The organism is Aeribacillus composti, from assembly GCF_007827555.1.
Lineage (GTDB): Bacteria > Bacillota > Bacilli > Bacillales > Aeribacillaceae > Aeribacillus > Aeribacillus composti.
This window is the reverse complement of record NZ_VISS01000036.1, coordinates 1-26768: the sequence shown is the minus strand read 5'-3', so window position 1 is coordinate 26768 and position 26768 is coordinate 1. Positions and strand designations below refer to the sequence as shown.

Annotated in this window: 24 protein-coding genes; 9 read left to right on the top strand and 15 right to left on the bottom strand. The window is 37.6% G+C overall.

Features of this window, described 5'->3' with window-relative positions; translation table 11 throughout:
• Positions 1–52 precede the first annotated feature (52 nt).
• From FB379_RS15935 to FB379_RS15915, 5 genes are read left to right on the top strand one after another with little or no spacing between them, the layout of a single operon-like run.
• Positions 53–952 carry a carbohydrate ABC transporter permease gene (locus FB379_RS15935; protein WP_144598393.1) on the top strand — a complete coding sequence of 300 codons (900 nt, stop codon included), beginning with the start codon at positions 53–55 and terminating at the stop codon, positions 950–952.
• Positions 942–1766: a carbohydrate ABC transporter permease gene (locus tag FB379_RS15930; protein WP_003252244.1), complete on the top strand. Its 825-nt coding sequence runs from the start codon at positions 942–944 to the stop codon at positions 1764–1766. Before FB379_RS15935 ends, FB379_RS15930 begins: the two co-directional genes overlap by 11 nt.
• Before the next feature lie 14 nt (positions 1767–1780).
• Complete coding sequence (locus FB379_RS15925; protein ID WP_063386792.1) at positions 1781–2926, top strand: ABC transporter ATP-binding protein; 1146 nt, start codon at positions 1781–1783, stop codon at positions 2924–2926.
• 11 nt (positions 2927–2937) lie between these two features.
• Entirely contained in the window at positions 2938–3738 is an 801-nt protein-coding gene (locus FB379_RS15920) for a sugar phosphate isomerase/epimerase family protein (protein ID WP_063386793.1), read from the top strand.
• 15 nt (positions 3739–3753) lie between these two features.
• Positions 3754–4542 (top strand): HAD-IIA family hydrolase, encoded by a 789-nt coding sequence (locus FB379_RS15915; protein WP_144598392.1) that lies wholly within the window; start codon positions 3754–3756, stop codon positions 4540–4542.
• A gap of 133 nt (positions 4543–4675) precedes the next feature.
• Here the strand turns inward: FB379_RS15915 and FB379_RS15910 are convergent, their stop codons facing one another.
• Positions 4676–5476: a uroporphyrinogen-III synthase gene (locus tag FB379_RS15910; RefSeq protein ID WP_144598391.1), complete on the bottom strand. Its 801-nt coding sequence runs from the start codon at positions 5474–5476 to the stop codon at positions 4676–4678.
• Between the two features lie 441 nt (positions 5477–5917).
• Here FB379_RS15910 and FB379_RS15905 point away from each other — a divergent pair, with 441 nt between their 5' ends.
• Complete coding sequence (locus tag FB379_RS15905) at positions 5918–6535, top strand: YiiX/YebB-like N1pC/P60 family cysteine hydrolase (RefSeq protein ID WP_144598390.1); 618 nt, start codon at positions 5918–5920, stop codon at positions 6533–6535.
• 144 nt (positions 6536–6679) lie between these two features.
• Positions 6680–7609 (top strand): hypothetical protein, encoded by a 930-nt coding sequence (locus tag FB379_RS15900; RefSeq protein WP_144598389.1) that lies wholly within the window; start codon positions 6680–6682, stop codon positions 7607–7609.
• A 494-nt stretch (positions 7610–8103) separates the two neighbouring features.
• Here FB379_RS15900 and FB379_RS15895 read toward each other — a convergent pair whose 3' ends face one another.
• The 4 genes from FB379_RS15895 to FB379_RS15880 all read right to left on the bottom strand — a co-directional run bounded on the left by FB379_RS15895 (position 8104) and on the right by FB379_RS15880 (position 11869).
• The gene (locus FB379_RS15895) at positions 8104–9060 is read right to left on the bottom strand and encodes a siderophore ABC transporter substrate-binding protein (RefSeq protein WP_144598388.1); all 957 of its coding nucleotides are present in this window, start codon (positions 9058–9060) and stop codon (positions 8104–8106) included.
• 163 nt (positions 9061–9223) lie between these two features.
• Positions 9224–9982: an iron ABC transporter ATP-binding protein gene (locus FB379_RS15890; protein WP_144598387.1), complete on the bottom strand. Its 759-nt coding sequence runs from the start codon at positions 9980–9982 to the stop codon at positions 9224–9226.
• Entirely contained in the window at positions 9976–10926 is a 951-nt protein-coding gene (locus FB379_RS15885; RefSeq protein WP_144598386.1) for an iron chelate uptake ABC transporter family permease subunit, read from the bottom strand. The genes FB379_RS15890 and FB379_RS15885 overlap by 7 nt, the downstream gene beginning before the upstream one ends.
• On the bottom strand, positions 10916–11869 hold the full coding sequence (locus FB379_RS15880) for an ABC transporter permease (protein ID WP_063386800.1): 954 nt from the start codon (positions 11867–11869) through the stop codon (positions 10916–10918). The genes FB379_RS15885 and FB379_RS15880 overlap by 11 nt, the downstream gene beginning before the upstream one ends.
• 384 nt (positions 11870–12253) lie before the next feature.
• Between FB379_RS15880 and FB379_RS15875 the strand changes: the two genes are divergently transcribed.
• Positions 12254–12730, top strand: a complete 477-nt coding sequence (locus tag FB379_RS15875; RefSeq protein WP_144598385.1) for an N-acetyltransferase — start codon at positions 12254–12256, stop codon at positions 12728–12730.
• 208 nt (positions 12731–12938) lie between these two features.
• Here FB379_RS15875 and FB379_RS15870 read toward each other — a convergent pair whose 3' ends face one another.
• The 5 genes from FB379_RS15870 to FB379_RS15850 all read right to left on the bottom strand — a co-directional run bounded on the left by FB379_RS15870 (position 12939) and on the right by FB379_RS15850 (position 20801).
• Complete coding sequence (locus tag FB379_RS15870) at positions 12939–13793, bottom strand: Cof-type HAD-IIB family hydrolase (RefSeq protein WP_144598384.1); 855 nt, start codon at positions 13791–13793, stop codon at positions 12939–12941.
• A gap of 39 nt (positions 13794–13832) precedes the next feature.
• On the bottom strand, positions 13833–15695 hold the full coding sequence (locus FB379_RS15865) for an ABC transporter ATP-binding protein (RefSeq protein WP_144598383.1): 1863 nt from the start codon (positions 15693–15695) through the stop codon (positions 13833–13835).
• Positions 15676–17409 (bottom strand): ABC transporter ATP-binding protein, encoded by a 1734-nt coding sequence (locus FB379_RS15860; protein WP_144598382.1) that lies wholly within the window; start codon positions 17407–17409, stop codon positions 15676–15678. The genes FB379_RS15865 and FB379_RS15860 overlap by 20 nt, the downstream gene beginning before the upstream one ends.
• A 275-nt stretch (positions 17410–17684) precedes the next feature.
• Complete coding sequence (katA, locus tag FB379_RS15855) at positions 17685–19148, bottom strand: catalase KatA (RefSeq protein ID WP_066250008.1); 1464 nt, start codon at positions 19146–19148, stop codon at positions 17685–17687.
• A 450-nt stretch (positions 19149–19598) separates the two neighbouring features.
• Complete coding sequence (locus FB379_RS15850; RefSeq protein WP_144598381.1) at positions 19599–20801, bottom strand: MFS transporter; 1203 nt, start codon at positions 20799–20801, stop codon at positions 19599–19601.
• Positions 20802–20960: 159 nt separating this feature from the next.
• Between FB379_RS15850 and FB379_RS15845 the strand changes: the two genes are divergently transcribed.
• Positions 20961–21929 carry a glycine-rich domain-containing protein gene (locus tag FB379_RS15845; protein WP_144598380.1) on the top strand — a complete coding sequence of 323 codons (969 nt, stop codon included), beginning with the start codon at positions 20961–20963 and terminating at the stop codon, positions 21927–21929.
• 294 nt (positions 21930–22223) lie between these two features.
• Here FB379_RS15845 and FB379_RS15840 read toward each other — a convergent pair whose 3' ends face one another.
• From FB379_RS15840 to FB379_RS15820, 5 genes are read right to left on the bottom strand one after another with little or no spacing between them, the layout of a single operon-like run.
• Positions 22224–23279, bottom strand: a complete 1056-nt coding sequence (locus FB379_RS15840; protein ID WP_395994391.1) for an ABC transporter substrate-binding protein — start codon at positions 23277–23279, stop codon at positions 22224–22226.
• Positions 23280–23293: 14 nt separating this feature from the next.
• The gene (locus tag FB379_RS15835) at positions 23294–24097 is read right to left on the bottom strand and encodes an ABC transporter permease (protein WP_066250016.1); all 804 of its coding nucleotides are present in this window, start codon (positions 24095–24097) and stop codon (positions 23294–23296) included.
• Positions 24098–24107: 10 nt separating this feature from the next.
• Positions 24108–24899, bottom strand: a complete 792-nt coding sequence (locus tag FB379_RS15830; RefSeq protein WP_144598379.1) for an ABC transporter permease — start codon at positions 24897–24899, stop codon at positions 24108–24110.
• A complete protein-coding gene (locus FB379_RS15825; RefSeq protein ID WP_063386811.1) occupies positions 24889–25968 on the bottom strand; it encodes an ABC transporter ATP-binding protein in 1080 nt (359 codons plus the stop codon). Before FB379_RS15825 ends, FB379_RS15830 begins: the two co-directional genes overlap by 11 nt.
• Positions 25969–25995: 27 nt before the next feature.
• Positions 25996–26538, bottom strand: coding sequence for a helix-turn-helix domain-containing protein (locus FB379_RS15820; protein WP_066250024.1), 543 nt, complete (start codon positions 26536–26538; stop codon positions 25996–25998).
• Between the last annotated feature and the right edge of the window lie 230 nt (positions 26539–26768).

Genomic DNA, 26768 nt, shown 5'->3' with positions numbered 1-26768 from the left:
AGTCACCCTTTTAACTTTTATTTTCGGTATCAGTGCGGAGGGTAATAAAAATATGAGTGATGGGACGGTTTTTAAAAATAAAGAGAGTTGGAAAGCGTATTGCTTATTGATTCCAACGTTAATTATATTTTCGATATTCATGTTCTGGCCATTTTTATACACGATTTATTTAAGCTTTTTTGACTGGAACATGATTACTCCGACAAAAGAATTTGTCGGATTGAAAAACTACATTGATGTTTTATCAGATCGAAATACATATAAAATATTGGGAAATACATTTATATATATTGCTTTCTTATTAGTTATAAACTGTATCATACCGTATCTTTTTGCTTTCGTTTTAGATTTAATTTTAAAACGATTTAATGGTTTTTATAAAAGCGCCTTGTTTCTGCCGGCATTCATCTCATTGGTCGTCGGTTCGATATTGTTTACGTGGATTTTAAATCCAGTTTCCGGACCTGTTGCCATTATTTTAGGATGGTTCGGTATTGAAATGCCGATTTGGAGCAAATTAGACGGCTGGGTCATATTGGTTTTAAGTTTGATTACATCCTGGAAAGTATTTGGCTATAACTTTATCGTCCTTTATGCTTCTATCAACGGTATTTCACGCGAAATAATAGAAGCAGCCCGTTTGGATAATGTTCCTTTATGGAAAATATTCTTTCATATTGTCTTGCCTATGAGCAGCGCTACTGGCATTTATGTGTTTATTATTACAATCGTCCAAGGACTGCAGTATGTATTCACGCCTATAAAAGTGATAACACAAGGCGGTCCAAATTACGCCAGCTCCAATGCGATCTATCACGCCTATCACGAAGCCTTCGTACTTTACAGAACAGGACATTCTGCAGCTTTATCAATTATGACGATGTTAATCTTTTTCATATTATTAGCTCTTGAATTTAAGTTTGTTGAAAGAGGTATCTATTATGAAAATTAAACGATCTGTTGCGATACCTTGGCACATTATTTTTATCATTACAATCATTATTCTTTTATATCCGATCGTTTTTGCATTAGGTTCATCGTTTAAAACGTTGGAAGATGCCTACAACAATGTTTTGAACATAGTTCCGTTAAATCCGACATTCGAAAACTATATCACATTCTTTAATAGTTTACCTGCTTTCAAAATTACGATGAATACGTTCATTATTGCCTCTGTTGCAACAATTTTCAAACTGATTACTTCATTTTTAGCAGCGTATGCTTTCGTATTTTTGCAGTTTAAAGGGAAAAACATTTTATATTTTATGTTAATTAGTACAATTTTTATCCCTTTTACCGTAACAATGATTCCAAACTATTTGATCATATCGGGTATCGGTTTAGTCAACAGCGTTTGGGGTGTTATTTTGCCGCAGCTTGCCAATGCGCTTGGTATCTTTTTAATGAGGCAGTCGATGAAAACAATCCCCATCTCGTTAATTGAAGCAGCCAAATTAGATCATATTGGACACGCCCGGATTATGAAAGATATCGTTCTCCCATTAGTTAGGCCGGCTGTCACATCAACAGGTATCTGGTTTTTCATTACTACCTGGAACGAATACGTATGGCCGGTGCTCATTTTAAAAAGCAAGGAAAATTATACATTGCCTCTTGCTTTACAGATGTACATCAGCTCAGAAGGCGGCACGAATTTTACTGTCGCCATGGCCGTATCAGTCATCACAATGATAATACCTTTAACTTTATATTTAATTTTCCAGAAGTATATTATAGGAACATTTACTTCTTCTGGAATTAAATAACGGAGGATGGCACAATGAAGGAAATAAGATTTGAAAACGTTTGGAAATCCTATGGAAAAACACATGTTGTAAAAGGGCTCAATCTTACCATTCATCCTGGAGAACGTTTAGTTCTTCTAGGTCCGTCCGGATGCGGCAAATCGACAACTTTACGCATGATTGCAGGCCTTGAAGAAATTACTTCGGGCGACTTATATTTGAATGGCGTAAAGGCGAATGACATTCCAAGCGGAAAAAGAAATGTAGCGATGGTATTTCAAAATTATGCATTATATCCTCATATGAATGTCGTTGAAAATATTACGTACGGTTTAAAAGTTCAGAAGGTTCATAAAGACGAAATTCAAAAAAGATTAAATGCTGTGTTAGAAATGCTCCAGTTGAAAGGATATGAAAACAGATTGCCGAAAGATTTATCCGGCGGGCAAAGGCAGCGTGTCGCTTTAGCAAGAGCCGTTGTAAAAAAATCTGATTTCTTTCTGCTTGATGAACCATTATCAAATTTAGATGCGCAGCTAAGAGTATCTGCGCGCAAGGAACTAGTGAAAATCCATGAAATGTATAAGCAAACAATCGTTTATGTTACACATGATCAAATTGAAGCAATGACTATAGGGGATCGTATTGCGTTAATGAATCAAGGGCAATTGCAAATGGTAGATACGCCGGAAAATGTATATAACCGCCCTGCAAACATCTTTACGGCAAAATTTATCGGCTCGCCTCCAACGAATATTGTCGATATGGATTATTATGATGGCAAGGTTATGATCGGGAAACAATCATTTTTATTGCATCCGATGTGGATCCGACAAATAAATGAATGCAATGCCAAAACGTTTGTTTTTGGAATTCGTCCTGAACATCTAGAAATTTATAAAACTCCCCAAGAAAACACATTAAAAGGCACAGTGAAATACGTGGAAAACCAAGGAAGCAGCTACAGTATTTATATAAATTTAGAAGGTCATGAAGTGATTGCGATGAGTGAAAAAAAGAATTGGCATCCGGGGGAAATGGTCTATTTAAAACCAAAAATGGATCGTATTCATATTTTTGATCAAGAATCCACACAATCAATAGGCTATCCGCAAGAGCTGGATCTGAATGAAAGCAGTCCGATGAATCACAAAATCAATGTGGAAACATATCTTTCATGAGGTGGTTGTTTATGAAAAGAAAAATCTGTTATTCTGATTTGCCGCTTGTATCAAAAGATCCTTTAAAAAATGTCCATGACTTAATTGAATATGGAGCTGATAAAGTTGAACTATTAATGGATGGCGAAAAATGGGATGACATGGAAAAATCATTCAAAAAATTGTCTTCCAAACTAAAAGAATTGCCCATCGGCTACACCATTCATCCGCCAGCATGGGATATTAACTTAACAAGTGAAAATAAAGCGATTCGGGAAGCTTCATTTTTTGAATACAAAAAAGCGATTGAGTTTGCCGGCATGATTCAGGCTTCGCATGTTGTGATCCATCCTGGGTTCTGTTTTTCTCCGGTTTTTGACAAACGTTTAGCAAAGCAGCGAGCTGAAGATTATATCCATCAATTATGTGAATTTGCTAAACCTTTGAACGTCAAGCTGGCAATCGAAAACGTCGGATACAACGGCAGTTCGATTTTTACGCAAGATGAGTTTATAAGCTTTTTAGAAAATATTCATGACACGGCAGGATATTTACTTGATATTGGCCACGCAAATTTAAACGGTTGGGATATTCCGCAAATAATGAAACAGACAAAGGATCGACTGATTGCCCTCCATGTTCATGATAATAACGGAACAGGAGACGATCACTTGCCAATCGGTGAAGGAACCGTCCCATGGCAAGAAATCTTTAAAACGATTCATGAACAATCAATCGATTGTCAGCTCATCCTAGAATATGCCCCCGGAACACCGTTAGAAAAGTTACGCGAAGGCAAAGAAATTCTTCTAAAAGAACTTTCAACAGAATAAAGGTGGAGTATTGTATTGTTACACATTGACGATTTTGATGCATATTGTTTTGATTTAGATGGAACTATATATATTGGCAATAAACTTTTGCCCGGTGTAAAAGAAACGATCGACCGATTAAGGCGCCATAACAAAAAAATTCTTTTTATCACAAATACATCGACACAAACAAGAGAAGAATGCAGAGAGCGGCTTCATCATTTAGGAATTCAAGCGAAACTGGACGAAATCATGACAGCTTCTTATTTGTCAGCTGTATATTTTTTAGAGAAATCTCCGGACTCTTTAGTCTATATTGTAGGTGAAAAAGCGATTTCGGAAGAATTCCACAAATTTTCCCTAAAAATGACCGACAATCCTATGGACGCGACCCACGTACTTGTCGGGCTTGATCGCTGCTTCACTTACGAAAAACTCAATTTGGCAATGAACTCGGTTCGTAATGGAGCCAAATTAATTGCAGCCAATCCGGATTCGCTTTGTCCAGTTCCTGAAGGGTATATTTCAGATACACTGGCAATAGCGAAAGCAATAGAAGCTGCATCAGGACGGCCGATCGATCAGGTGATCGGGAAGCCTTCCTCTTTTTACGGCAAAAAAATTCTTGAAAAATTAAACATAAACAGCAACAGGTGCTTAATCATTGGCGATCGCTTAGAAACCGATATTTTGCTTGGAAAAACAAATAATTGCCGCACATGCCTTGTATTAACAGGAGCCTCTAGAAAAGAAGATATTGAAAAAAACAAAATTTACCCGAATTATATTGCACAAAATTTACAGTATTTGTTTTTCATGAAATAAATCGATGCTTTCATACATACTGATTTTTAGGTAAAAAGTTCAAACCCAGGTGGACGTGATTCATCCTCAAAGCTGTCACGCTCCACCTGTTTTTTATACACACAATCAGCCATTAAATTTTTTGACAACAACATCATTGAAAATACTCATCCAAAGCGACAATCATCGCCCCCATCCGCTCCAGTTCTGGAGCCACGATGCGCTGCACCCCATATTCCTTCAATTCTCCAGCAGTTACTTTGCCGACGGCTGCTGCCAAAACATTTTGTTGAAATGCCTCTATAAGGTCGGATGTTGCTCCTTTTTTTTCAGCCAATTTAAAAAGCACTCTTACTTGCGGGGCAGCTGTAAACGCAACAGCATTCAGCTTATTCTCGATTATTTCATCCAGCAGCTGCTCGACGGTCTCAGGATTAGGTACAATGGAGCGGTATGGCAAAATTTCATGCAAAATCGCTCCGTGCTTTTCAAACCATTCTGAAAGCTTTGGCACCGGTTCTCCATGCAATTGTAAAAAAACATGCTTGTCTTTAAAAGAAAATCCTTCAATAGCCCGAAGCAGCCCGCCATTCGTTCCGTCATCATCGGCAGCATCCGGCTGAATGCCGATTTGTTTAAGAGCCGCTTTCGTTTTATAGCCGCGGGCAGCTATTTTTGCTTCTTTTAAAACGTTTATAAATGAATCCAAAATGCCGATCTTTTCTGCCGCTTCCAACAGAGCATTCGTCCCTATTCCTGTCGTAAACACAGCCCAGTCAGTCCCTTTTTCAACAATGCTTCGAAGATCAGCCTCCAATTCCGAAGGAGAGCATTTTATTGTTTCTTGAATGGCTCGAATAACAGGCTCCCCTCCTTTTTTACGAATTAACGTGGAAATTTCCTCGCTCTTTCGAGAGCCTGTGATGGCGATCCGCTTCCCATGTAAATTTCCCATGCCTTTCTTCCCCCTTTTTCTCTATCATACTATAAATACTCCGTTCATCCCTTATTTTCAAATGAAAAAGTTTGAGTCAAGTATTTGTGGGCAACTTTTTTATGGAAGTAGCGTTAGAGCCGTTATGGAATTTCAATGCTTTTGTATGTTAGCGGTAGACGGGATTATAGGAAAAGCACACCTGGCTTTCTGTCTTAATAAGTACCGATGTTGTTTTTGGCTAACTTTATCTGCAAAAAGGATCACCATTTTCTATGTTCATCTATTATTCTATTTACCAGAAATATTTTACTAATTTACCAAATTTAAGTTGAAAAAAGTTAAGTTTAATATATAATGAAAATGAAAAGGAATTTTTTCCTAATACTTTATTAACAGAGGAGGAGAATTCTTAATAAAGGGAAAATTAGAAAAGTATTGAGTACAGTCTTGTCCTTATGCATGTTATCGGTAATTTTGCCAGCTGTATCTCATGCAAATTCTACTTCTTCTGAGGACATAGTCCAACAACAGTTAGAAACTTTTGAAAGAGTGGAGAAAGAGATCGAATCTGACCCAGAACTAGTTCAACCTGATAAAAATTCATCATCTTATAATTTTAAAGCTAATAATTTTCAAGCGTTAGCAGCACCATCATATCCAAAAAGAAAAGGAGTTATATTAGTAACTAAAGATGGAAAATTTGGTTCTCTAGTAGGTCATGCAGGAATCATATACTCAGAAACAAAAACAGTTGAATCTTTCCCAGAAAAAGGAGTAAAAACATACGATAATGATTGGAATACAAAATATAAAACTGTTTATGCGGTAACGACAAAGGGAACAACTGTCGCTCAAGATGCAAAAGCTGCAGACAGAGCGTATTCACACAAAGGAAAACCTTATAATTGGGAATTTACGAATATCAACACTACAAAAAAATTTTATTGTTCGCAATTAGTATATGAAGCATATAAGTATACTACAGGTTTAAACTTAAATCATAGCGGAAGAATCGTATTTCCAATTGATTTAGTTAACTCTTCTCACACGTATATCATTTATACTAAAGGAGTTTAACAAATGAACCTTTTTAAAACGATAACAAACAGATACAAAATGATCTTTATCTGTTTGTTATCCTCCATGATCTTTTTACAAGGATGCTTCTCAACGGAAACAAAAAACATCGAAGATTACAAATATGCAGTGATTTATACAAATATGTTTGAGAAAGCAGTTATACACCTGTACAATGAAAAAGGAAAGTTTCTTTCAAAACATAAAACGAAATACAGAGGAATGCCTCTTGGAGCTTTTATGGAAAGACCTATTCATATGAATAATAAAGTATATTACGCTAATCCACAATCTAAACACAACACCAATGAATTTATATTAGAGTTAAATAAAAGTAATTTGCAGATTAAAGAAATTCCTAACGAAGAAAAAATTGCTCCCACAGTTTGGACTGTTGATAAGGAGTTTGCTTATATGTCTGAAGGAGATCTTACTTCCTCTAAGCTTGCCAAAACAAATATAGCAACAGGAAAACAGGTCGCATCCACTAAGCTCAAGGGGGAGGCGAACTATATGATTGAACATTCAGACAAATTATATGTATTAACCTTTATACACTCCAATCCAGATGATATTTACGGTATTATCAATGTAATCAATAAAAAAGATTTATCTTTAATTGAAACAATAAAAATAGACGATATGATGTATTCATCAGATATGGAGCTCGTTGACAACGATCTTTTCCTAGTAAAAACATCAGATGGAAAAGACAATCAGTCAAATGAATTAATAAAAATAAACTTGATGAACAAGAAAATTGAAAAGATTACCCTTCCGTTCAAATCCTTGAGTGATATGCATGTACACAAAGATCATATGTTTATCACACAAGGAAATTCGTTTCTAGAACCCACGGAAAAGAAAATTGCGAAACTTCATTTAAATTCTTCTAAAATTGATGTATTTACTACAGAAATTGAAAACTATGTATCATATATTCATGAAGATCAATTTATTACATCAGACGGCACAAAGATACAAATTTATAATCTTGATAACTTCAAAAAAGAAAAAGAATTTAAGTTAGAAGGAGATGAGAGTCTATTCACTTCATTTTTCATCAATGATTAAAAGCCAATACTATGGTAGCAAGGTATTGGCTTTTTGTAATGCCTTCTTACGGTGTCTAACTTGCGAGTTTCATAATCAAATGTTGACCTCGTCTATGACTTTCAGCATATGTATGTGTTTCTTGCGTCTGTTTCTTTTATGGAAAAGGTTGAGACGTTCAAGCACATACTAATCAATTCGACATGTCGGTCATACCTCCCTGGGTAAGGGTGCAGTCTTTCCTTCCACCTGTCTGCTTCATTTACTCTGTACCATCTTCGACAGAAAGGACTTTGTTTCATCCAATGGCAACTAGCCTCATATGAAGTTCGTGTTTCGAGAGACACCCTAAGTTTGCTGCCCGCTTCCTTCAGATTCCACATCACCACGGACACCCTTGCGTTAAGCTAACTGCTACTTTTGTCTTTACAGCTCGGGACTTTCACCCTAGAGATTACACCCATGCCCGGGCGCATATGAAAAAAGAGAGCTGTTTTCAGCTCCCTTTTGAAAAATTATTGGATCACATTATCCACTTCTTTCACCATTTCAGCAACCGAAATCAATCCGCCGCCGGATAAATACCAGTAGTTAGGATCTAAGTACACAATATTGCCGTTTTTGTAGGCATTTGTCTTTTTCACTAATTCATTTTCTACTGTTTGTTTTGCAGATGATTGGCCGCCTACTGCAGCACCGCGGTCTACCACAAATAAGTAATCAGGATTTTTTTCAACGATATATTCAAATGAAATGCTTTGTCCGTGTGTAGAAACTTCAATGTTTTCATCTACAGCTTTAATTCCAAATTCATCATGGATGAGCCCAAATCTAGATTTCGGTCCATATGCGCTGACTTTCCCTTCATTGGCTAAAATAACTAATGCATTTTTTCCAGACGCTTCTGCTTTTTCTTTTAGCTTTTTAATCGATTCATCGATTGCTGCCAGTTCTTTTTCAGCTTCCTCTTCTTTACCGAAAATTTTTCCAAGTGTATTCACATTTTCATGGAATGACTCTAAATATTTCGTTGTATCAACACCCATAAAGATGGTTGGTGCAATTTTCTCAAACTCTTCATAAACCTCTGATTGTCTTCCGGAAATAATGATCAAATCAGGCTCAATCGAACTGATTTTTTCAAAGTCCGGTTCTTTTAAACCGCCGACATTTTCATATTTATCGTCACTGTATTTGTCTTTTAAATAGGATGGAAGGTTATCCTTCGGTACACCTGCCACTTCAACGCCAAGCTTATCCAATGTGTCAAGAGCACCAAAATCAAAAACGACGACTTTTTCTGGATTTTTCTTCACTTTTGTTTCGCCAAGCTGATGCTTAATCGTCAGTTCTTCTGACTCCTGTTTCGTGTCATTTTTTTCACCTTCGCCGCTAGTTGCTCCGTTCGAGCCGCAAGCTGCAACAACAAAAACCATCAAAGAAGCAATGAGAAAAACTAAAAACTTTTTCATAAAAATTACCCCCTGTATATTTTTTAAATGATGTCGGCAATTCTTTAAACATCTCGCAATTGAATAAGAAAATCATTATCATTTCGAATTCTTTGTAAGGAAGAGCTGACAGCTCTTCCTTCTGCTGAGATGTTTATCAAAATGCCTCCATCAATACTACCCTTTAAGAAAAGTACACACATATTTTGCAATTGTTTATTTGCTGGATGTTTATATCCATATCATATACGTCTTTTAAGACAGAACGATCTATGACTCGATCAGTTGGCCCGACGTGTACGAGTTCTCCATCTTTCATTGCAACCACATAATCGGCATACACCGATGCAAAATTGATATCGTGCAGTACAATGACAATTGTTTTTCCAAGTTCATCGACAAGTTTTCTTAGCATTTTCATAATTTGCACAGAGTGCTTCATATCTAAATTGTTCAATGGCTCATCAAGCAAAATATATTCGGTATCCTGCGCGATCACCATAGCGATAAAAGCCCGCTGCTTTTGGCCTCCGCTCAATTGATCAAGAAATTTATGTTCAATCTCTTCAAGCCCCATGTAACGGATCGCTTCATCCACATGCCTTTGATCTTCTTTTGTTAATCTTCCGCTTGAATACGGAAATCTGCCGAAAGAGACCAGTTCCCTGACTGTTAAGCGAAGATTAATGTGGTTTGATTGCTTTAAGATCGAAATTTTTTTCGCCAAATCGTTGCTTTTGCATGCGCCAAGTTCTTTTCCGTCAATCAAGATTTCTCCTTCATCTTTTTTTATTAATCGGCTGATCATTGATAGCAGCGTGCTTTTCCCAGCTCCGTTTGGGCCGATGAAGGCTGTGATTTTTTGTTTCGGAATTTTCAGCGAGACGCCTTTTACTACAAATTTGTTTCCGTACTGTTTTGAAACATTTTTTACTTCTACCATGATCGATTCTCCTTTAATAGAAGATAAATAAAATAAACCCCTCCAACAAAATTAATGACAACACTTAACGTAGTTGAAAATGTAAACACTCTTTCGACCAATAGCTGACCGCCAACCAACGCAATGATGGAAAAAAGAACGGTTCCGATCGTTAAAACACTATGTTTATATGTGTTTAAAAATTCCCTTGCCACGTTAATCACGAGAAGGCCTAAAAACGTCATCGGACCGGTTAAAGCTGTCGAAATCGAAACGAAAACAGCCACAATGATCAAAAGCCTTTTGACAACATAATCGTAATCAATGCCGAGATTAATCGCATGCTCCCTTCCAAGTGCCAGCACATCTAAATATTTGGCATATTTCAGTGAATAAAGACCCACCAGCAGCATAACGGCAATCGACAAGTACAGCAAATCCGTATTCACGTTATTGATGCTAGCAAACATTCTGTCCTGCACAATTAGAAATTCGTTAGGATCTATCAGCACTTGCATAAAAGAAGTCAAGCTGTTAAATAATGTTCCGAATATCAGTCCAATCAGAAGAAGAAAATAAATGTCTTGGCCTTCGCCTCGAAGAAGGAATTTGTAAAAGATCAGTGCAAACAGCATCATAAAGCACAAGGAAAGCGCAAAGTTAATATTTTTATCGATCATCGCAACATGTGTTGAACCAAATAAAAAGACAAGCATGGTTTGCAAAAGCATATATAAAGAATCTAAACCTAAAATGCTCGGAGTTAAAATTCTGTTGTTTGTAATCGTTTGAAATACTAACGTTGAAAAACCGATTGCTACACTTGTAATAATAACCGCCAGCATCTTCACCGAACGGCGCGGCAATGCATAATCCCAATTTTTGCCGAGGTCGATGAACAAAAAGGTGATAATTAAAAGGACTGCGACCACTAGAAGAGATGTTATTTTCGCTCTATAACCCATATGCTTTTCTCCTCATAAGTAAGTAAACAAAAATGGCACTGCCGATGACACCGACGGTTAAGCTGATCGAGATTTCGTACGGATATATAATGATTCGCCCTAAAATATCGCAAAACATAACGAAAACAGCACCGAGCAAAGCGGTATGAATCAAATTCTTTTTCAAATGGTCTCCATTGTATATGGCGACAATATTCGGAACGACAAGACCTAGAAACGGAATGGTTCCAACCGTCAATACAACAGATGAAGTGATCAAAGCTACGATAACAAGTCCGATATTGACAACTTGTTTATAATTCAAGCCTAAATTTTTCGAAAATTCCTCTCCCATTCCAGCGACAGTGAATTGATTCGCATACAAGTATGCAATTAATACAAAAGGAATGCTGACGTACAATAATTCATATTGACCTTTTAAAATTAACGAAAAATCTCCTTCCAGCCATGAGGAAACATTTTGAATCAAATTATTTTTGTATGCAAAAAAAGTAGTGATAGATCCAATGATGTTGCCGAACATCAGCCCGACTAGAGGAACAAAAATAGTATCTTTATATTTAATTTTTTCTAATATTTTCATAAAGATAAATGTTCCTAAAAGTGCAAAAGCAAAAGCGACAATCATTTTTTGAATCGGACTAGCGTCTGCAAAAACCATGATCGCAACTAAAATCCCCAATCTGGCGGAATCCATTGTTCCTGCCGTAGTTGGGGAAACGAACTTGTTTCTGCTCAGCTGCTGCATAATAAGACCGGCAATGCTTATACTCGTTCCTGCAATAATAATGCTAATAACGCGCGGAATTCTGCTGATGATCAAAATTTGTATTTGTTCATCTGTCAAATTGAATATATCAGTTGGTTTAATATCGTTTACTCCGATAAAAATCGATGCAATTGAAAGGATAATGAGAGCAATGATCAAATATCGTTTTTTCATTTTTTAACTCTTTCCGTAATAAATTAATAATGAGATTCGTTATCAATTATAATAAGAATAAGACTCATTTTCAATAAATTAAGAAAAAATGTCTGAATTTGTCCACAATTTGATGGATGAAGAAGATTAAACCTCTCTTGTAAACATCCATTTTGTACCATAAATTTCATTGAATGCTAGCTTCCATGTAGTAAAATCCTCTTATCAAATATTTTCTCCCGCCAAAATTTTACTTACAGAAAATGTTTAAACATTTGATGAACTTGCATAATTATAAATTGTTTGGTTTTTTTATTGACAAAATAATGTTCATACCGATAATATATATGAATAAATATTTTGTTTAACTTATAATTATTCATTCGATTAAATGAGGGAGTATACATGCACATTCGAAGAGCGACTATGAGCGATACAGATGCCATCTATCAATTAATTAAACATTATGCATTGGAAGGAAAGCTGCTCAGCAGAACGTACGCATCTATTTATGAAAATTTACAAAATTTTTATGTTGCAGATGATGGCGGAGCAGTGGCTGGCGTTGCCAGCTTGCATATTTTAGACAAAGATTTGGCTGAAATCCGCTCGCTGGCCGTTGACCCAGACCATACCGGAAAAGGCATCGGAAAAGAGCTCGTAAAACAAATCATTTATGAAACAAACAGGTTGGAAATTGAAAATTTGATTGCCTTAACGTATCAAATCGAGTTTTTTACCAAATTAGGATTCGATATCGTTGACAAGCAATCTCTCCCGCAAAAAATGTGGAAGGATTGCATCAATTGTCCGAAACTTCCATCGTGTGACGAAACAGCTATGTTAAAAAAAGTATGGCAGAAAGAACTAGCGAAACAATAAAATTAATTCATCACACTTTTTTATTGCCCGCCTCAAAGAAGCCGCACCGTCGCAGTTTTCAATAGTAAATAAAATGAAAGGAGCTATCCAGAAAGTCAAATCCCTATCGAAAACAAAAAATCATAAACGTTGTTTCTAAAACATTAAAGGGGGCGTCAATAAGCCGTAAAAACGACTTATTAGACACCCCTTCGCATCCATAAACCATTTACAGCACAAATTGTCGAATAGCATGGGCGACACCGTGTTCATCGTTTGTCCTCGTCACGATATCGCACATTTCTTTCACCTCAGGCTCGGCATTCCCCATTGCAACGGAAAGCCCTGCAGCTTCCAGCATTGGAACGTCATTGAAATTATCACCAATCGCAATCGTTTGTTCCAATGGGATATTGTAGTGCTTGGCAACAGCTTTTAATCCGTATCCTTTATTTCCCTTTTCATCCATTATTTCAATGTTGTAGTCACCTGATGTCGTAACCGCAATCCCAGCAATGTTTTCTAATTGTTCCATAATTTCTTTTCTAGTATGTTGATTAAATTGCAAAATAAAAAACTTTTGGACCGATAAATCACCGCGGTTTATAACATCTTGTATATGACGAAAGTATCGATTATTGTCGGTCCTTTTTGGCTGCTCGATAAACTGTTTGTACTCAGATTCAAGCAAACATTTTGCCAGCTCCGGATTCGACTGCAGAGCAGAGCGAACTTTGGCGCTCCAGTCTTCCGGCATCCAAATACCATCATTTGTATAAAGTTTATACGGCACACCATAACTCTCCAAAATTTCGGCTGCTTCCAACATGTTTTGTTTGTTCATTGAAATGTATTTCGGCTTTTCTCCTTCGATTACGACAACTGTTCCATTGCTTGCTGCAAATGGACATGCAAAATCATATTCGTCCAGCAGTTCACGAATACTCTCAGGCGCCCTGCCGGAGCAAATCATGATGATGTTTCCCTCATTTTGTGCTTCCCGAATAGCTGTAAGATTTTCTTCTGATATGGTTAAATTTGAAGATAGCAATGTCCCGTCTAAATCAATAGCTACTAATTTCATACTGTTTCCCCTTTTAACAAAGTAAAGTGATTATATTCATTATATATGATCCTTTATTTCTGACAACATGTCTTTCGTTTTTAATTGCGGTTTTAGCTGGTTTGTGACTAAATCAAAATAAAACCCCTCTTTTTCCAGCAATTCATCATGAGATCCTTTTTCCACAATGCGGCCATCCTGGATAACAAATATTTGATCTGCTTTTTTAATCGTATTCAGCCGATGAGCGATCACAAAGCTTGTTCTCCCCTTCATCAGCCTCTCCAGCGCTTCTTGAATCTTTAATTCTGTTACAGTGTCAATGCTGCTTGTCGCTTCATCCAGCAATAAAATGGACGGATTTTTTAAAATCGCCCTCGCAATTGAAAGAAGTTGTTTTTGACCTTGACTGATGCTCGTTCCACCTTCGTTAATGATTGTATCATATTGATCAGGCAGGTTTTTAATAAATGAATGAGCATTTGCTAGCTTTGCCGCTTCCTCCACTTCCTCATCTGTTGCATCCAATCTTCCGTATCGGATATTTTCACGAATTGTCGTGTGAAACAAAAAAGGATCCTGCAATACAAACCCCATTGCTTGACGAAGTTCACTCCGTCTTAATTTGGAAATATCCTTTCCATCTATCAAAATTCTCCCTTCATTTATTTCATAAAAGCGTGCCAGTAAATTGATGATCGTTGTTTTTCCGGCGCCGGTGGCACCGACAAGGGCAGCTGTTTCTCCCGGAGAAACATGAAAGCTAATATTTTTTATCGTTTGGCTCTCTTCCCCATATGAAAAAGATACTCGATCAAACACAATGTCCCCTTTTATATTTGCGGATTGTACATATTCTCCAAAATCAGCTTCCTCTGCCTGCTCATCGAGCAAATCAAATACCCGCTCTGCACCGGCAACCGCAGATAATAATGTATTAAATTGATTGGCAAGATCATTTAAAGGCCGTGTAAACTGCCTGGCGTACTCCGCAAAAACAACAATCGTTCCGATGGTTATCCACCCTTTTAGAGCAAAGATTCCACCGAACCCTGCAATCAATGTAAAACTTAAATTGTTTAATACGTGCATAAGCTTTGGGATAAAACCGGAAATCGTCTGAGCCCAAAATGAAGATCTCCGCAGCCTTTCATTTTTTTCTAAAAACTCATGCATAACCCGGTTCTCTTGTGAAAAGGTTTTGACAATTCGCTGACCAGTGATGGTTTCTTCAATGTATCCATTCAGTTCTCCTAAACTTCGCTGCTGCTCTTTAAACAATTGTCCAGTCCGCCGGGTAATCCATTTCATACCTACAACCAATAAAGGAACAACTATTAAGGTGATGATTGTCAAAAAAGGGCTCATCCATAACATAACAGAAACAACACCAATTAATGTAAGAACACTGGATGAGATTTGAATCACTGAGCTGTTTAATGTCGAGCTGACGTTTTCAACATCATTGGTCATTCGGCTCATCAGCTCTCCCGTTTTTTTCTGATCAAAAAAAGAAATGGGAAGAAGATGAAACTGGCGAAATAGATCGGATCTTATTTTATACACAGTATTTTGCGCCACTTTGATCATCCATATGTTTTGCAGCCAAATGGAAAGGGAATGCAATGCATAGATCAAAACAAGAACGACGAAAAAAAAGAAAAAGTGATTTCCGCTTTTTTCTACAATATAAATGTCGATCCCTTTCCCTACTAAAAAAGGCCCAAGGATTGTTAAAGCTGTGCTAATAAAAACCATGAGCAAAACGAAAAAAAACAAAACCTTTTGATCTGACATATATCCCCAAATTCTTTTTAATGTTCCTTTCCAGTCTTTAACTTTTGAAGAGCTTTTCTTCACTTTTGACTCATTTGTCAGCTTTAGTTTTTCATATCGGAAAGGTTCAATAAGACTTTTGAGCATGACGGATGCCATCCTTTCCATATTGTGATTCATAGATTTTTTGGTAAAGTGGAACGCTGCGTATTAATTCATCATGCCTTCCTTTCGCAAGCACCTTTCCGTTTTCTAGTAGCAAAATTTGATCAGCCGCCATCGCTGTTAAAATTTTTTGCGTAATGATCAAGGTCGTACATGGATATTTCATCAATGCTTGAAGCAGTTTTCTTTCCGTCTTTAAGTCTAAAGCACTCGTGCTGTCATCAAGCAGCAATATTTTTGGCTTTCGGACAAGCGCTCTGGCAATCGAAATTCGCTGCTTTTGCCCTCCGGAAAGATTCACGCCTTTTTGGCTGATAAGGGTATCATATCCATGAGGGAGCTTTAAAATCGTATCATGTATTTGGGCATCCTTTGCAGCAGCAATGATTTCTTCCATAGTAGCATCTTCTTTTCCCCATAAAATATTATCTTTTACCGTTCCAGTGAATAACAGCGATTCTTGCGGAACCATCCCAATTGACCTTCTTAAATGCTCAAGCTTGATCGTACGTATATCGAAACCGTCAATATAAACGGCTCCTTTTTCTAAGTCGTATAATCGCGGAATTAAATTGAGAAGAGTCGATTTGCCGGAGCCGGTAGCCCCCATCACCGCCATAGTTTCTCCAGCATTTACCGTAAACGATACATCATCAAGCACCTTAACGGCTGAATCCGGGTATGCAAAGGACACCGATCGAAATTCAATTTTTCCCTCTGTTATTTGATGACTTGATTCGGCAAGCTCATCAGTCAATTTTACTTCTGTTTGAAGCACCTCCGAAATCCTTAAGCTGGAGGCTTTTGCCCTTGAAAAACCAGAGACAATAAAAGACAGCATAGATAAAACAGAAATGATCCTCGTTGAATAATTGACGATCGCAACGACTTCACCTACTTTTACCTCACTTGGTCCAGCATGAGCCGCCCATAAAATAATTAAAATGCTTACATTCATTACAAAAAGCAAGACAGGCTGCATAATTTCCATAAAGCGGAGCACGGAAATTGTTTGGTCTTTTAAATCTTTGTTCGCCTTCTGAAAGCGATTAACTTCATAGTCATTTCGCAAAAAAGCTTTGATTAAGCGCATATTCGTCAAGTTTTCCTGTATGACTTTATTCACCGTATCCAGCTTTTCTTGCACGATTCGAAACATCGATCCTGCTCTTTTCATCATCCATAAAAGAAAAAAGATCAGGCACGGAAGAATGACGATGAGAATGAAGGATAATGTAAAATTTACTGCTAGAGCCATAACCGCGCCGCCGACCACCAACAATGGAGCACGCAGCATAATCCGAAGTCCCATAAAAATTGTGTTTTGCACTTGGGAGACATCATTTGTCATCCTTGTAATGAAAGATGAATTGGAAAATTGATTATAGTTCGCAAATGAAAAGGATTGAATTTTCCCAAAAAGAACTTTTCTAATATCAAATCCAAAGCTCTGGCTGACATGCGCCGCAAAAAATGAATTAATGATGCCTGCTGCAAAGGCAAGAGCCGATACACCAACCATCACCAGCCCCCAATGGACGACAGCTGATAAATCCCTTTTCAAAATTCCATCATCTACAATTTTTGCCATAAACAAAGGCTGGACAAGCTCCACTGTCAGCTCGGTTAACATGAGAGCAAGAGCAATAACAACCGCCAAGCGGTACGGTTTTAAGAAAGACGCCACTTCTTTCATAAGCATAGCCTCCAAAAAGTATGAACGAAACTATTTATATTTTCCATCATACAACTTTATAAAAAATTTTTTAACTATTTTTACTTTTCCCTATTAAAGAAGGCAATTATATGTTTTTATGGGACGTGTGGTAATTCCAACTATTGTTTGAAAGCTGACGCATTCACAAGCAAGCAGGTTGTAATTCCAAATATTTTTTCGAAAGTGACAAAAATTAAGACGACCCCGAAAAGTTCGTTTGAACCTTCCGAGATCGTCCAGCTATGAAATATTTATTAACCTTTTTTTACTTCTTCAGGCACTTGCAAACCAAGACCTTCTGCAACGCGGGTGCCATATTCAGGATCTGCTTTGTAGAAGTGGCCGATTTGGCGGAGTTTTATTTCTTCCAGCTTAACTGGCTTCATTGAATTTACAATATTTTCAATAAGACGTACTCTTTCATCTTCACTCATGAGACGGTATAAGTCGCCCGCTTGAGTATAATGGTCATCATGGTCATAAGGAACGTTTTCCGCAACACCTGATACTGGGTATGATGCTTGTTTTGCTTCAGGTGTTTCTTTTGGACCGCCGAAGCTGTTTGGTTCATAATATACAGAGCCTCCGCCATTTGAGTCAAAGCGCATAAATCCATCGCGTTGATAGTTGTTCACTTCAACCCGCGGACGGTTGATTGGAAGTGAGTTATAGTTTGCCCCGATGCGGTAGCGATGTGCATCATGATATGCAAAGAGACGACCTTGCAGCATTTTGTCCGGCGATACATCGACTCCTGGAACTAGGTTTCCCGGTGAGAATGCAGCTTGCTCAACTTCTGCAAAATAGTTTTCAGGGTTTTTATTTAATACTAATTTTCCTACTTCAATTAATGGATAATCTTTGTGAGACCATACTTTTGTCACGTCAAATGGATCCCATCTGTATGTGTTGGCATCTTCAAGCGGCATGATTTGCACATAAAGCGTCCAAGAAGGATAGTCTCCGTTTTCAATCGCATTGAATAAATCCTCTGTATGATAATCCGGATTTTCTCCGGCAATTTTTACAGCTGTTTTCGTATCAAGGTTTTTTATACCTTGGTCAGTTTTGAAATGATATTTGATCCAGACGCTTTCCCCGTCTTCGTTTGTCCATTTAAATGTATGGCTTCCATAACCATTCATATGACGGTATGTTGCCGGAATTCCGCGATCTCCCATCAAATAAGTTACTTGGTGCAATGATTCAGGCGATAGAGACCAAAAATCCCATACGGCAGTAGGATTTTTCAAATGTGTTTTTGGATCGCGTTTTTGTGTGTGGATAAAATCAGGGAATTTAATCGCATCGCGAATGAAGAAAATCGGCGTGTTGTTTCCTACGATGTCATAGTTTCCTTCTTCTGTGTAAAACTTAACGGCAAAACCGCGCGGATCGCGGACCGTATCAGCGGAGCCAAGCTCACCTGCAACAGTTGAGAATCTGACAAATACTGGTGTTCGCTTGCCTACTCCGTTGAAGACTTTCGCTTTCGTATATTTTGACATATCATTTGTCACTTCAAAGTATCCGTGAGCACCGGCACCTTTTGCGTGAACAACTCGTTCAGGAACTCTTTCTCTATTAAAATGGGCTAGTTTTTCCAGAAGATGTACGTCTTGAATTAATGTCGGACCTCGATGGCCTGCTGTCATCGAATTTTGATTGTCCCCTACAGGAGCACCCCAGCTCGTCGTAAGCTTTTTATTCTCTCCCATTTACCGATCACCTCATAATTTAAAATAATATTTCTCTAATTATTACAACTATATGATAACATATTTTAATTAAAAATCAATAGTAAATTATAATAATTTTAATAAAATAGTTTGAAACCGTTGATCTATCAATCAATGAACCCCGTTTATTATCAATTAGCCACTATTTTTTTCATTTTGTTCTGTTTATTTTCTTTGACAAGTTGTTAAAAAAATTGGCAGAAAAAAACGGCTGAGCAAATATAGCTCAGCCGCTACAAATTGAAAGGTTCTTATGGAAGCTATCGAATGGAAACTGAAAAAACAACATACATAGATGAAAAAGACCGTTGATCTCTCCGTGCAAAAACAGCAAGGCATTTTCATTTATGATAAGATGTCATTCATATTCCCAAGCAATATATGATTCAACGCTAATATGAAAAAATGTTCGTATTTCACTTCATCTCTTTACGAAGAGATTCGCTCCGCTTTCCTTTCCATGCGAGAGCTTGGAATGAATAAAGACAGAAAAGCAGCTGCAAAGGCAAACAGGCCGGTTGCAAGAAACACTTCATAAAAACCGATGTGATCTGCAATAAAGCCCGCTAACATCGGACCAGTGAAAATGCCGATTGCATAAAATGATTGATAAAAACCCATTGCGGTCGTCCGATATGCTTCTTGACAGCTTTGAATAACCATCGCAAGCAGCAGCGGAAAAATAAAACCAAGCCAAAACCCTATGAAAATATGCATGAAGCAAATCCATAGAATCGAATTTGACAACGGCAACAGAAGATGAAATAATCCGCTTAAAATAAATGAAAGCAAAAGCAGTTGTTTTTGCTTTCGAACAGGAAAATAGGCAAGCAGCAATGATGCAGCTGCATGCGGAATAAAAAAGGAAGTGACGACCCAAAAAAACACGGACTCACTAAATCCGATTTTCGAGACATAAACCGGTGTAAATCCAAAAATCGTCATAAACAAAATTCCGTGTCCGGCAAGCGATAAAGCTGAGATGCCCCAAAGCGGCTTGATGCCGAGAACATATTTTAATTGACTCATATATTTGAAATCAATAAGATTCACCTTATCGCCGATTTCTTTAATGCGAAATGAAAGAATAAGACCAATCAAAGCCATGACGGTCCCAATGAGAAACGGCATTTCCCAGCCGAACCACTCTACAATTTTCCCGCTGATCGCCATGCTAATAAATTGGGAAACGACCGTCATAAACTGGAGAATTCCCATCGCTTTGGAAGATTGACTTTCCGTAAAATATTGAGCGTATAATGTAGTAGCCATTACCCACATCGACGCGGTAATTCCTGAAAGAAGTCTTGCAATAAAAATCGGGATAAATGATTGAAAGAAAAGAAACAGGATTCCGCTGGCAAACGCCATAAAAAAACCAGCTATAAGCATTCCTTTTCTCATTTGCCCTAAATAATCTGATAAAACTCCAAGAGGCAAACGAATTAAAATCTGGGTGATGCCGTAACTGCCAAAAATAATGCCAACAAGTGAATAATCAAACTGCAAATGTTCTAAATAAACCCCAAAGATTGGAACATAAATATAAATGGAAAACCAAAAGCAAAAGATAACTGTTAAAAAAATGATATGATCTTTTTTCCCTGCTATATTTATTTTTTGAACGTTCATCGCCAAAACCTTTCTATATGATTAAATAGGAATTTTTTTCTCTTTCCATTTTACGATATTTTTGAAATTTTACAATATTCAAGTTGCACGAAAATCGTTTCTATAAATTTCCTATTCCAATAGTATAATAAGATATATATAGTGTTGTGGAGGGATATTATGACTGAGCTTTTAGTAGGATTGATCATTGGTATTTTCATCATGTTCATCGTTGTCAATATCAATAAAACGAAGAAAAAAAGATCATTAAAGCTTGTTCAAGAGGCTGTCCCGACAGAATTAGCCTGCCGCATTCCAGAAGGGCTGCCAATTATCTCTCGTTTGGAAGACTCTCTAAACTCAGAATATATGGAAAAAGTAAAGAAAAGAGTGTTAGCAAATCATCCTAATTGGACCGAAACGGACTTTAACTGGCGCCTATTTGAATTAAAAAGATATTTTTTATTGGCAGGAATTTTAAAATCAGTTCCAATGTTCAGCGATGAAGTGGATGAAATATGGCATGAAATGATTATGTTTACGAAAGAATACGAAAATTTTTCAAAAAAATTTTTTGGATCATTTCTGCATCACAGCCCTAATGTGGAACGGACACCGATTCCCCATGAAAGAGCCCTTTTTGATTGGATGTATTTGCACTTATTTGAAATCTATCCAAACAGCACGAAGCTGTGGGGAGGCTTTTTAAAAAATCCGCTAAGCAAAACTCTTTTGGAAGAAGTTCGCTCAGCTAGTGACGAAAAACTGTTTGATAAATATTTTCGTTCGTTTGACCCGATCAAACCATTACAAACAAAGCTGCTTGAACAGCTGAAAAACGATATTGAAAAAGCAGAAGTAATGAAACGGCAAAACAAATCGCTCCGCAAGGAAATAAAAACAGACGATACGTACTCGATGCTGCTGCCGGCTATGGTATTTTTATCGCTGTACGAGCAGGATAGTTATACAGAAAAAATGTCGCAGCTTTTGAATAAGGATGCAGGGACAAGCGGAGGTTCTGTTTATGCATGCGGGGCTGCGCTCAGCGATTCCAATGATCATTCAGGGGGTTCCGGATGCTCTTCTTCAGGATGCTCCAGTTCAAATTGCGGAAGCAGCTGCGGCGGAGGATGCGGCAGCAGCTAAGGAAATGTTCATAACCACACTCTTTTAAAGGTGAGCGCGATGAGCAGAAACCGGCAAAGTGCCGATTCTTGTTTTCGATTTTAAAAGCCCATATGCGCATTTTTTCTATGCTGCAAACGGCTGCCTTCAACGTGCCAATTACATCTACTATACGTCTATTTTTACAGCCGCATAAAGATAGGGTTATGCTGTATATTTTTCCAACAACAGCTCGTTCTTGCTTCAAAGATCAGATTTCGCAAAAATCATTAAAAAACCATCGCCTTCCAAATTGAGGATGGCGATGGTTTCCTTTTATTTCGAGTGCATTTTAAATTCTAAAAATAAATCATTATAATAGGAAAGCATTCGTTTCCCTAGGTTTTCATACACTTCCAATTTATCCGTTAATTCAGGGGACGGGTAAAACCGCTCATCTTCAGAAATCTCTTTCGGCAAGTATTCAAGCGCCTTTTCATTTGGAGTAGAGTAGCCGACATATTCAGCATTTTGCGCAGCCACTTTCGGGTCTAGCATAAAGTTGATAAATTTATGAGCGCCTTCTATGTTTTTGGCCGTTTTCGGAATAACCATATTATCAAACCAAAGATTAGAGCCTTCTTTCGGCACCACGTAATCTAGCTTCTCATTTTCCCACATGATATCTGCAGCATCTCCCGACCAGACGAGAGCGGCGCCGGCTTCTTCGTTTGCCATCAGCATTTTGATTTCATCTCCAACGATCGCCTTCACGTTTGGAGTCAGTTTATCCAGTTTCTTTTTCGCTTCTAGCAAATGGTCTTTGTTCGTATCATTTAACGAGTAGCCAAGACTGTTCAACCCCATTCCGATTACCTCTCGGGCGCCGTCGACAAGAAGTATTTGATTTTTCATATCTTTATCCCATAAATCATTCCAGCTGTCGATCTTTTTTCCCCCGAGAGCTTCCGGATTATACAAAATGCCGACCGTTCCCCAAAAATATGGAATGGAATATTTATTCCCCGGATCAAACGATAAATTTAGAAAACGGGGGTTGATATATTTTAAATTAGGAATTTTCGAATGATCAATCGGAATAAGAAGACCTTCTTCCTTCATTTTGCTAATGGCATACTCAGAAGGGACGGCAATATCAAATGTTGTTCCTCCTTGGGAAATTTTTGTCATCATCGCTTCATTTGAATCAAATGTTTGGTAAATCACTTTTATACCTGTTTCTTTTTCAAAACGGTCGATCAATTCCGGATCAATATATTCTCCCCAGTTGTAAATCGTAAGGGTATTATCACCGGAGTAGCCTTCAGATGCATTCAGTCTCGCAATAAAAAACAGGATGGCAAACGAAGCGATAAATACTATCGCAAACATCTGCACAATTTTTTTCATTTCCGTCCCCCCAATCTTCCCGGACGATTATAGCGCAGCGTGATGAAATAATAGCCGATTACAAGCAAAATCGTTAATAGGAAAATGAGTGTTGACAAAGCATTAATGGTAAGAGAAATGCCTTGTCGAGCCATTGAATATATTTCAACAGATAAAGTGGAAAAACCATTTCCAGTAACAAAGAATGTAACGGCGAAATCGTCCAAAGAATAGGTTAAAGCCATAAAAAATCCAGCAAAAATCCCAGGGGTAATATAGGGAATTACTACTTTTGTTATGACATTCCACTGGCTCGCCCCTAAATCTCTTGCCGCATCGATTAATGTCGGGCTCATTTCCTGAAGCTTTGGCAATACCATCAATACGACAATCGGCACACTAAAGGCGATATGAGACAGCAAAACAGAAATAAAACCAAGCTGAATGCCGACAATGGTAAACAAAATTAAAAAGGAAGCTCCGATGATGACATCAGGACTGACTAATAGAACATTATTTAACGAAAGCAATGTATTTTTCACCCGTCTTGTTTTGACGGAGTAAATGGCGAGCGCACCGAAAACGCCGATGATCGTTGAAATCGCCGCAGAAAGCAAAGCAATTACAATCGTATTCAGTACAATAATCAACAGACGCACATTTTGCAGGACTTCTTTATACCAGTCCAACGTAAAATTTTCAAAATGATGCATTTTTCCGCCGCTGTTAAACGAGTAATAAATAAGGTAGAAAATCGGAGCGTATAAGATGAAAAATACGATGATTAAATATATATTTGAAACCTTCCATTTTCTGTTCATTTTTCATCCCTCACTTCCGATTTCCTGTTAAAAACATGATGATCACCATTGCAATAATTAAAAAGACCGCAATGGTTGCTCCCATTCCCCAGTTTTGAGTAACTAGGAAATGCTGCTCTATTGCTGTACCAAGCGTAATTACCCGGTTTCCTGCAATCAAGCGGGTAATCATAAATAACGATAATGCAGGAATAAACACTGCTTGGCATCCGGATTTAACACCGTCCAGCGTCAGCGGAAAAATGACACGGCGGAACGTAATCCAAGGGGATGCTCCGAGATCCTTAGCTGCATCTACAAGCGTTGGATTTAATTTTTCTAAAGCATTAAAAATCGGCAAAATCATAAATGGAACGAAAATATAGACAGAAACAAACACAAAGCTGAAATCTGTAAACAATATTTGTTTAGCACCGACACCAATTAATTCCAAAAAATGATTGGCTATTCCATAGGTTCCAAAAATGCCGAGAAAGGCGTATGCTTTTAACAGCAAATTGATCCACATCGGCAAAATAATTAACAAAAGCCAAAGCTGCTTATGTTTTGTTTTCGTTAATAAAAGAGCTGTCGGATAAGCGATCAATAGCGAAAAGGCTGTAATTAAAAACGCATACCAAAATGAACTTAACGCCATTTTCAAATAGACCGGCGTGAAAAATTTCTCGTAGTTTTCAAAAGAAAATGTTCCTTCAATGTTAAAAAACGAATAATAAATGATAAGCAGAATCGGAACGACAACAAATAGTAAGATCCATAACACATATGGTAAGAAGTATAAAGCGCGAATATTACTTTTCATCGGCAACACCAATACGAGAATTTTCTTCTAAACGCATAACGTGTATTGCTTCCGGTTCAAAATAAAGACCAATTTCATCGCCGACTTCTGCCTTTTTTGTAGAATGAACAAGCCACTCGTTGCCATCCTTATCGTAACAGCAAATTTCATAATGAACTCCTCTAAACAGCTGGGAATCCACATAAACCTTCAGCTTTCCTTTTTCAGGTGTTGTTATTTCCAAGTCCTCCGGTCGAATTACCACTTCTACGTCCTCGTTCGGAGCAAAGCCTTTATCAACACATTCAAACTGCTTTCCGACAAATTCAACAAGATAATCTTGAATCATTTTTCCTGCGACAATATTCGATTCTCCGATAAAGTCTGCCACAAAGCGGTTAACAGGTTCATCATAAATATCTTTCGGCGTTCCGCTTTGCTGAATTTTCCCCTTATTTAAAACAAAGATTTCATCAGACATTGCAAGAGCTTCCTCTTGGTCGTGTGTGACAAAAATAAATGTAATGCCGAGCCGGCGCTGAAGCTCCCGCAGCTCGTACTGCATTTCCGTGCGCAGCTTTAAATCAAGAGCTGACAACGGTTCGTCTAACAGAAGCACTTCCGGTTCATTGACTATCGCTCTCGCAATGGCGACCCGCTGCCGCTGTCCTCCTGACATCTCCTGAATGTTCCGTTGTTCATAGCCAGATAAGTTTACAAAACGAAGGGCATCTTTTACTTTTTGTTCGATGATATCCTTTTTCATTTTTTTAATTCTAAGGCCAAAGGCAACATTTTCAAACACATTCAGATGCGGAAAAAGGGCATAATCTTGAAACACTGTATTGACTTGACGTTTGTTCGGCGTTACATGGTTAATATTTTTTCCGTTAAAATAAATCGTGCCGCTGGTCGGTTCCGTAAATCCCGCAATTAGACGGAGAATGGTTGTTTTTCCGCATCCTGAAGGTCCAAGCAACGTGTAAAATTTTCCGCGTTCGATTTCAAAACTTACATTATCCAATACTGGCAAATCATCATCATATTTTTTTGTCACTTGTTCAAAACGAATAATTGTTTTATTGTTCATGAACGTTTCCTCCAACCGCATCAAGAATTATAAATAAGATTCAGTTGCCACTAAAATTACTTGCGACATGCTTTCTGCCTCATTGACAATTTGATGCTCATCGGATGCATGATAATAAATGGATTCTCCTTCCTTTGCCACATACTTTTTTGTTCCGATCCGAACTTTTATTGTTCCTTTCAAAACATAGGCAAACGTTTCAGATAAGGATGGTTCAAAAACTTTAAACTCTCCTTTTTCAAACAACGTTAAAAGAATCGGCTCCATTTCTTTTTCATTTGATTCAGGAACAATCCATTCAACCTTATATCCTCTCTCTTGGTCAATAAATACTTTTCGTTCTTCTTTGCCGTAAACTACTTTTTGCTCGGCATCCTCATCATCGAAAAAATCTTTTGGATTGCATCCCAGCACATCCAATATATTCAGAAACGTTTCCAATGAGGGAGAGCTTAAATCTCTTTCCAATTGGGAAATGTATCCTTTAGACAAATCGGTTCGTTCGCTTAGCTCTTCTTGCGTCAGACCTTTTTTTATCCGCAAATTTCGAATTTTCCTCCCAATTTTCATCATAACAACCTCATTTGTTTAATACTAGTAAACTTTTTGTCAAAAAAAATTAATATATTTATCGAAAATTGTTTATTTCACGACGATTTATTATACACAATTACACAAAAAACACAATAAAAAATTTTCAAAAAAAGAAGGGGCTGTCCGATAAGTCCCTAAAATGAAGCAAGTGGAGAAAAACAATGCGTTTCTCTCCACTTGCTTTTATATTTTTTCGATTTTTATCT

Bases quoted from the DNA above. Each gene is read 5' to 3' on its own strand.
- FB379_RS15885 (WP_144598386.1), bottom strand. From the start codon at position 10,926: ATGGGTTATAGAGCGAAAATAACATCTCTTCTAGTGGTCGCAGTCCTT.
- FB379_RS15900 (WP_144598389.1), top strand. From the start codon at position 6,680: ATGTTTGAGAAAGCAGTTATACACCTGTACAATGAAAAAGGAAAGTTT.
- FB379_RS15935 (WP_144598393.1), top strand. From the start codon at position 53: ATGAGTGATGGGACGGTTTTTAAAAATAAAGAGAGTTGGAAAGCGTAT.
- FB379_RS15875 (WP_144598385.1), top strand. From the start codon at position 12,254: ATGCACATTCGAAGAGCGACTATGAGCGATACAGATGCCATCTATCAA.
- FB379_RS15845 (WP_144598380.1), top strand. From the start codon at position 20,961: ATGACTGAGCTTTTAGTAGGATTGATCATTGGTATTTTCATCATGTTC.
- katA (WP_066250008.1), bottom strand. From the start codon at position 19,148: ATGGGAGAGAATAAAAAGCTTACGACGAGCTGGGGTGCTCCTGTAGGG.
- FB379_RS15910 (WP_144598391.1), bottom strand. From the start codon at position 5,476: ATGGGAAATTTACATGGGAAGCGGATCGCCATCACAGGCTCTCGAAAG.
- FB379_RS15860 (WP_144598382.1), bottom strand. From the start codon at position 17,409: ATGAAAGAAGTGGCGTCTTTCTTAAAACCGTACCGCTTGGCGGTTGTT.
- FB379_RS15835 (WP_066250016.1), bottom strand. From the start codon at position 24,097: ATGAACAGAAAATGGAAGGTTTCAAATATATATTTAATCATCGTATTT.
- FB379_RS15825 (WP_063386811.1), bottom strand. From the start codon at position 25,968: ATGAACAATAAAACAATTATTCGTTTTGAACAAGTGACAAAAAAATAT.
- FB379_RS15925 (WP_063386792.1), top strand. From the start codon at position 1,781: ATGAAGGAAATAAGATTTGAAAACGTTTGGAAATCCTATGGAAAAACA.
- FB379_RS15930 (WP_003252244.1), top strand. From the start codon at position 942: ATGAAAATTAAACGATCTGTTGCGATACCTTGGCACATTATTTTTATC.
- FB379_RS15820 (WP_066250024.1), bottom strand. From the start codon at position 26,538: ATGAAAATTGGGAGGAAAATTCGAAATTTGCGGATAAAAAAAGGTCTG.
- FB379_RS15880 (WP_063386800.1), bottom strand. From the start codon at position 11,869: ATGAAAAAACGATATTTGATCATTGCTCTCATTATCCTTTCAATTGCA.
- FB379_RS15840 (WP_395994391.1), bottom strand. From the start codon at position 23,279: ATGTTTGCGATAGTATTTATCGCTTCGTTTGCCATCCTGTTTTTTATT.
- FB379_RS15865 (WP_144598383.1), bottom strand. From the start codon at position 15,695: ATGCTCAAAAGTCTTATTGAACCTTTCCGATATGAAAAACTAAAGCTG.
- FB379_RS15890 (WP_144598387.1), bottom strand. From the start codon at position 9,982: ATGGTAGAAGTAAAAAATGTTTCAAAACAGTACGGAAACAAATTTGTA.
- FB379_RS15850 (WP_144598381.1), bottom strand. From the start codon at position 20,801: ATGAACGTTCAAAAAATAAATATAGCAGGGAAAAAAGATCATATCATT.
- FB379_RS15895 (WP_144598388.1), bottom strand. From the start codon at position 9,060: ATGAAAAAGTTTTTAGTTTTTCTCATTGCTTCTTTGATGGTTTTTGTT.
- FB379_RS15830 (WP_144598379.1), bottom strand. From the start codon at position 24,899: ATGAAAAGTAATATTCGCGCTTTATACTTCTTACCATATGTGTTATGG.
- FB379_RS15920 (WP_063386793.1), top strand. From the start codon at position 2,938: ATGAAAAGAAAAATCTGTTATTCTGATTTGCCGCTTGTATCAAAAGAT.
- FB379_RS15870 (WP_144598384.1), bottom strand. From the start codon at position 13,793: ATGAAATTAGTAGCTATTGATTTAGACGGGACATTGCTATCTTCAAAT.
- FB379_RS15905 (WP_144598390.1), top strand. From the start codon at position 5,918: ATGTTATCGGTAATTTTGCCAGCTGTATCTCATGCAAATTCTACTTCT.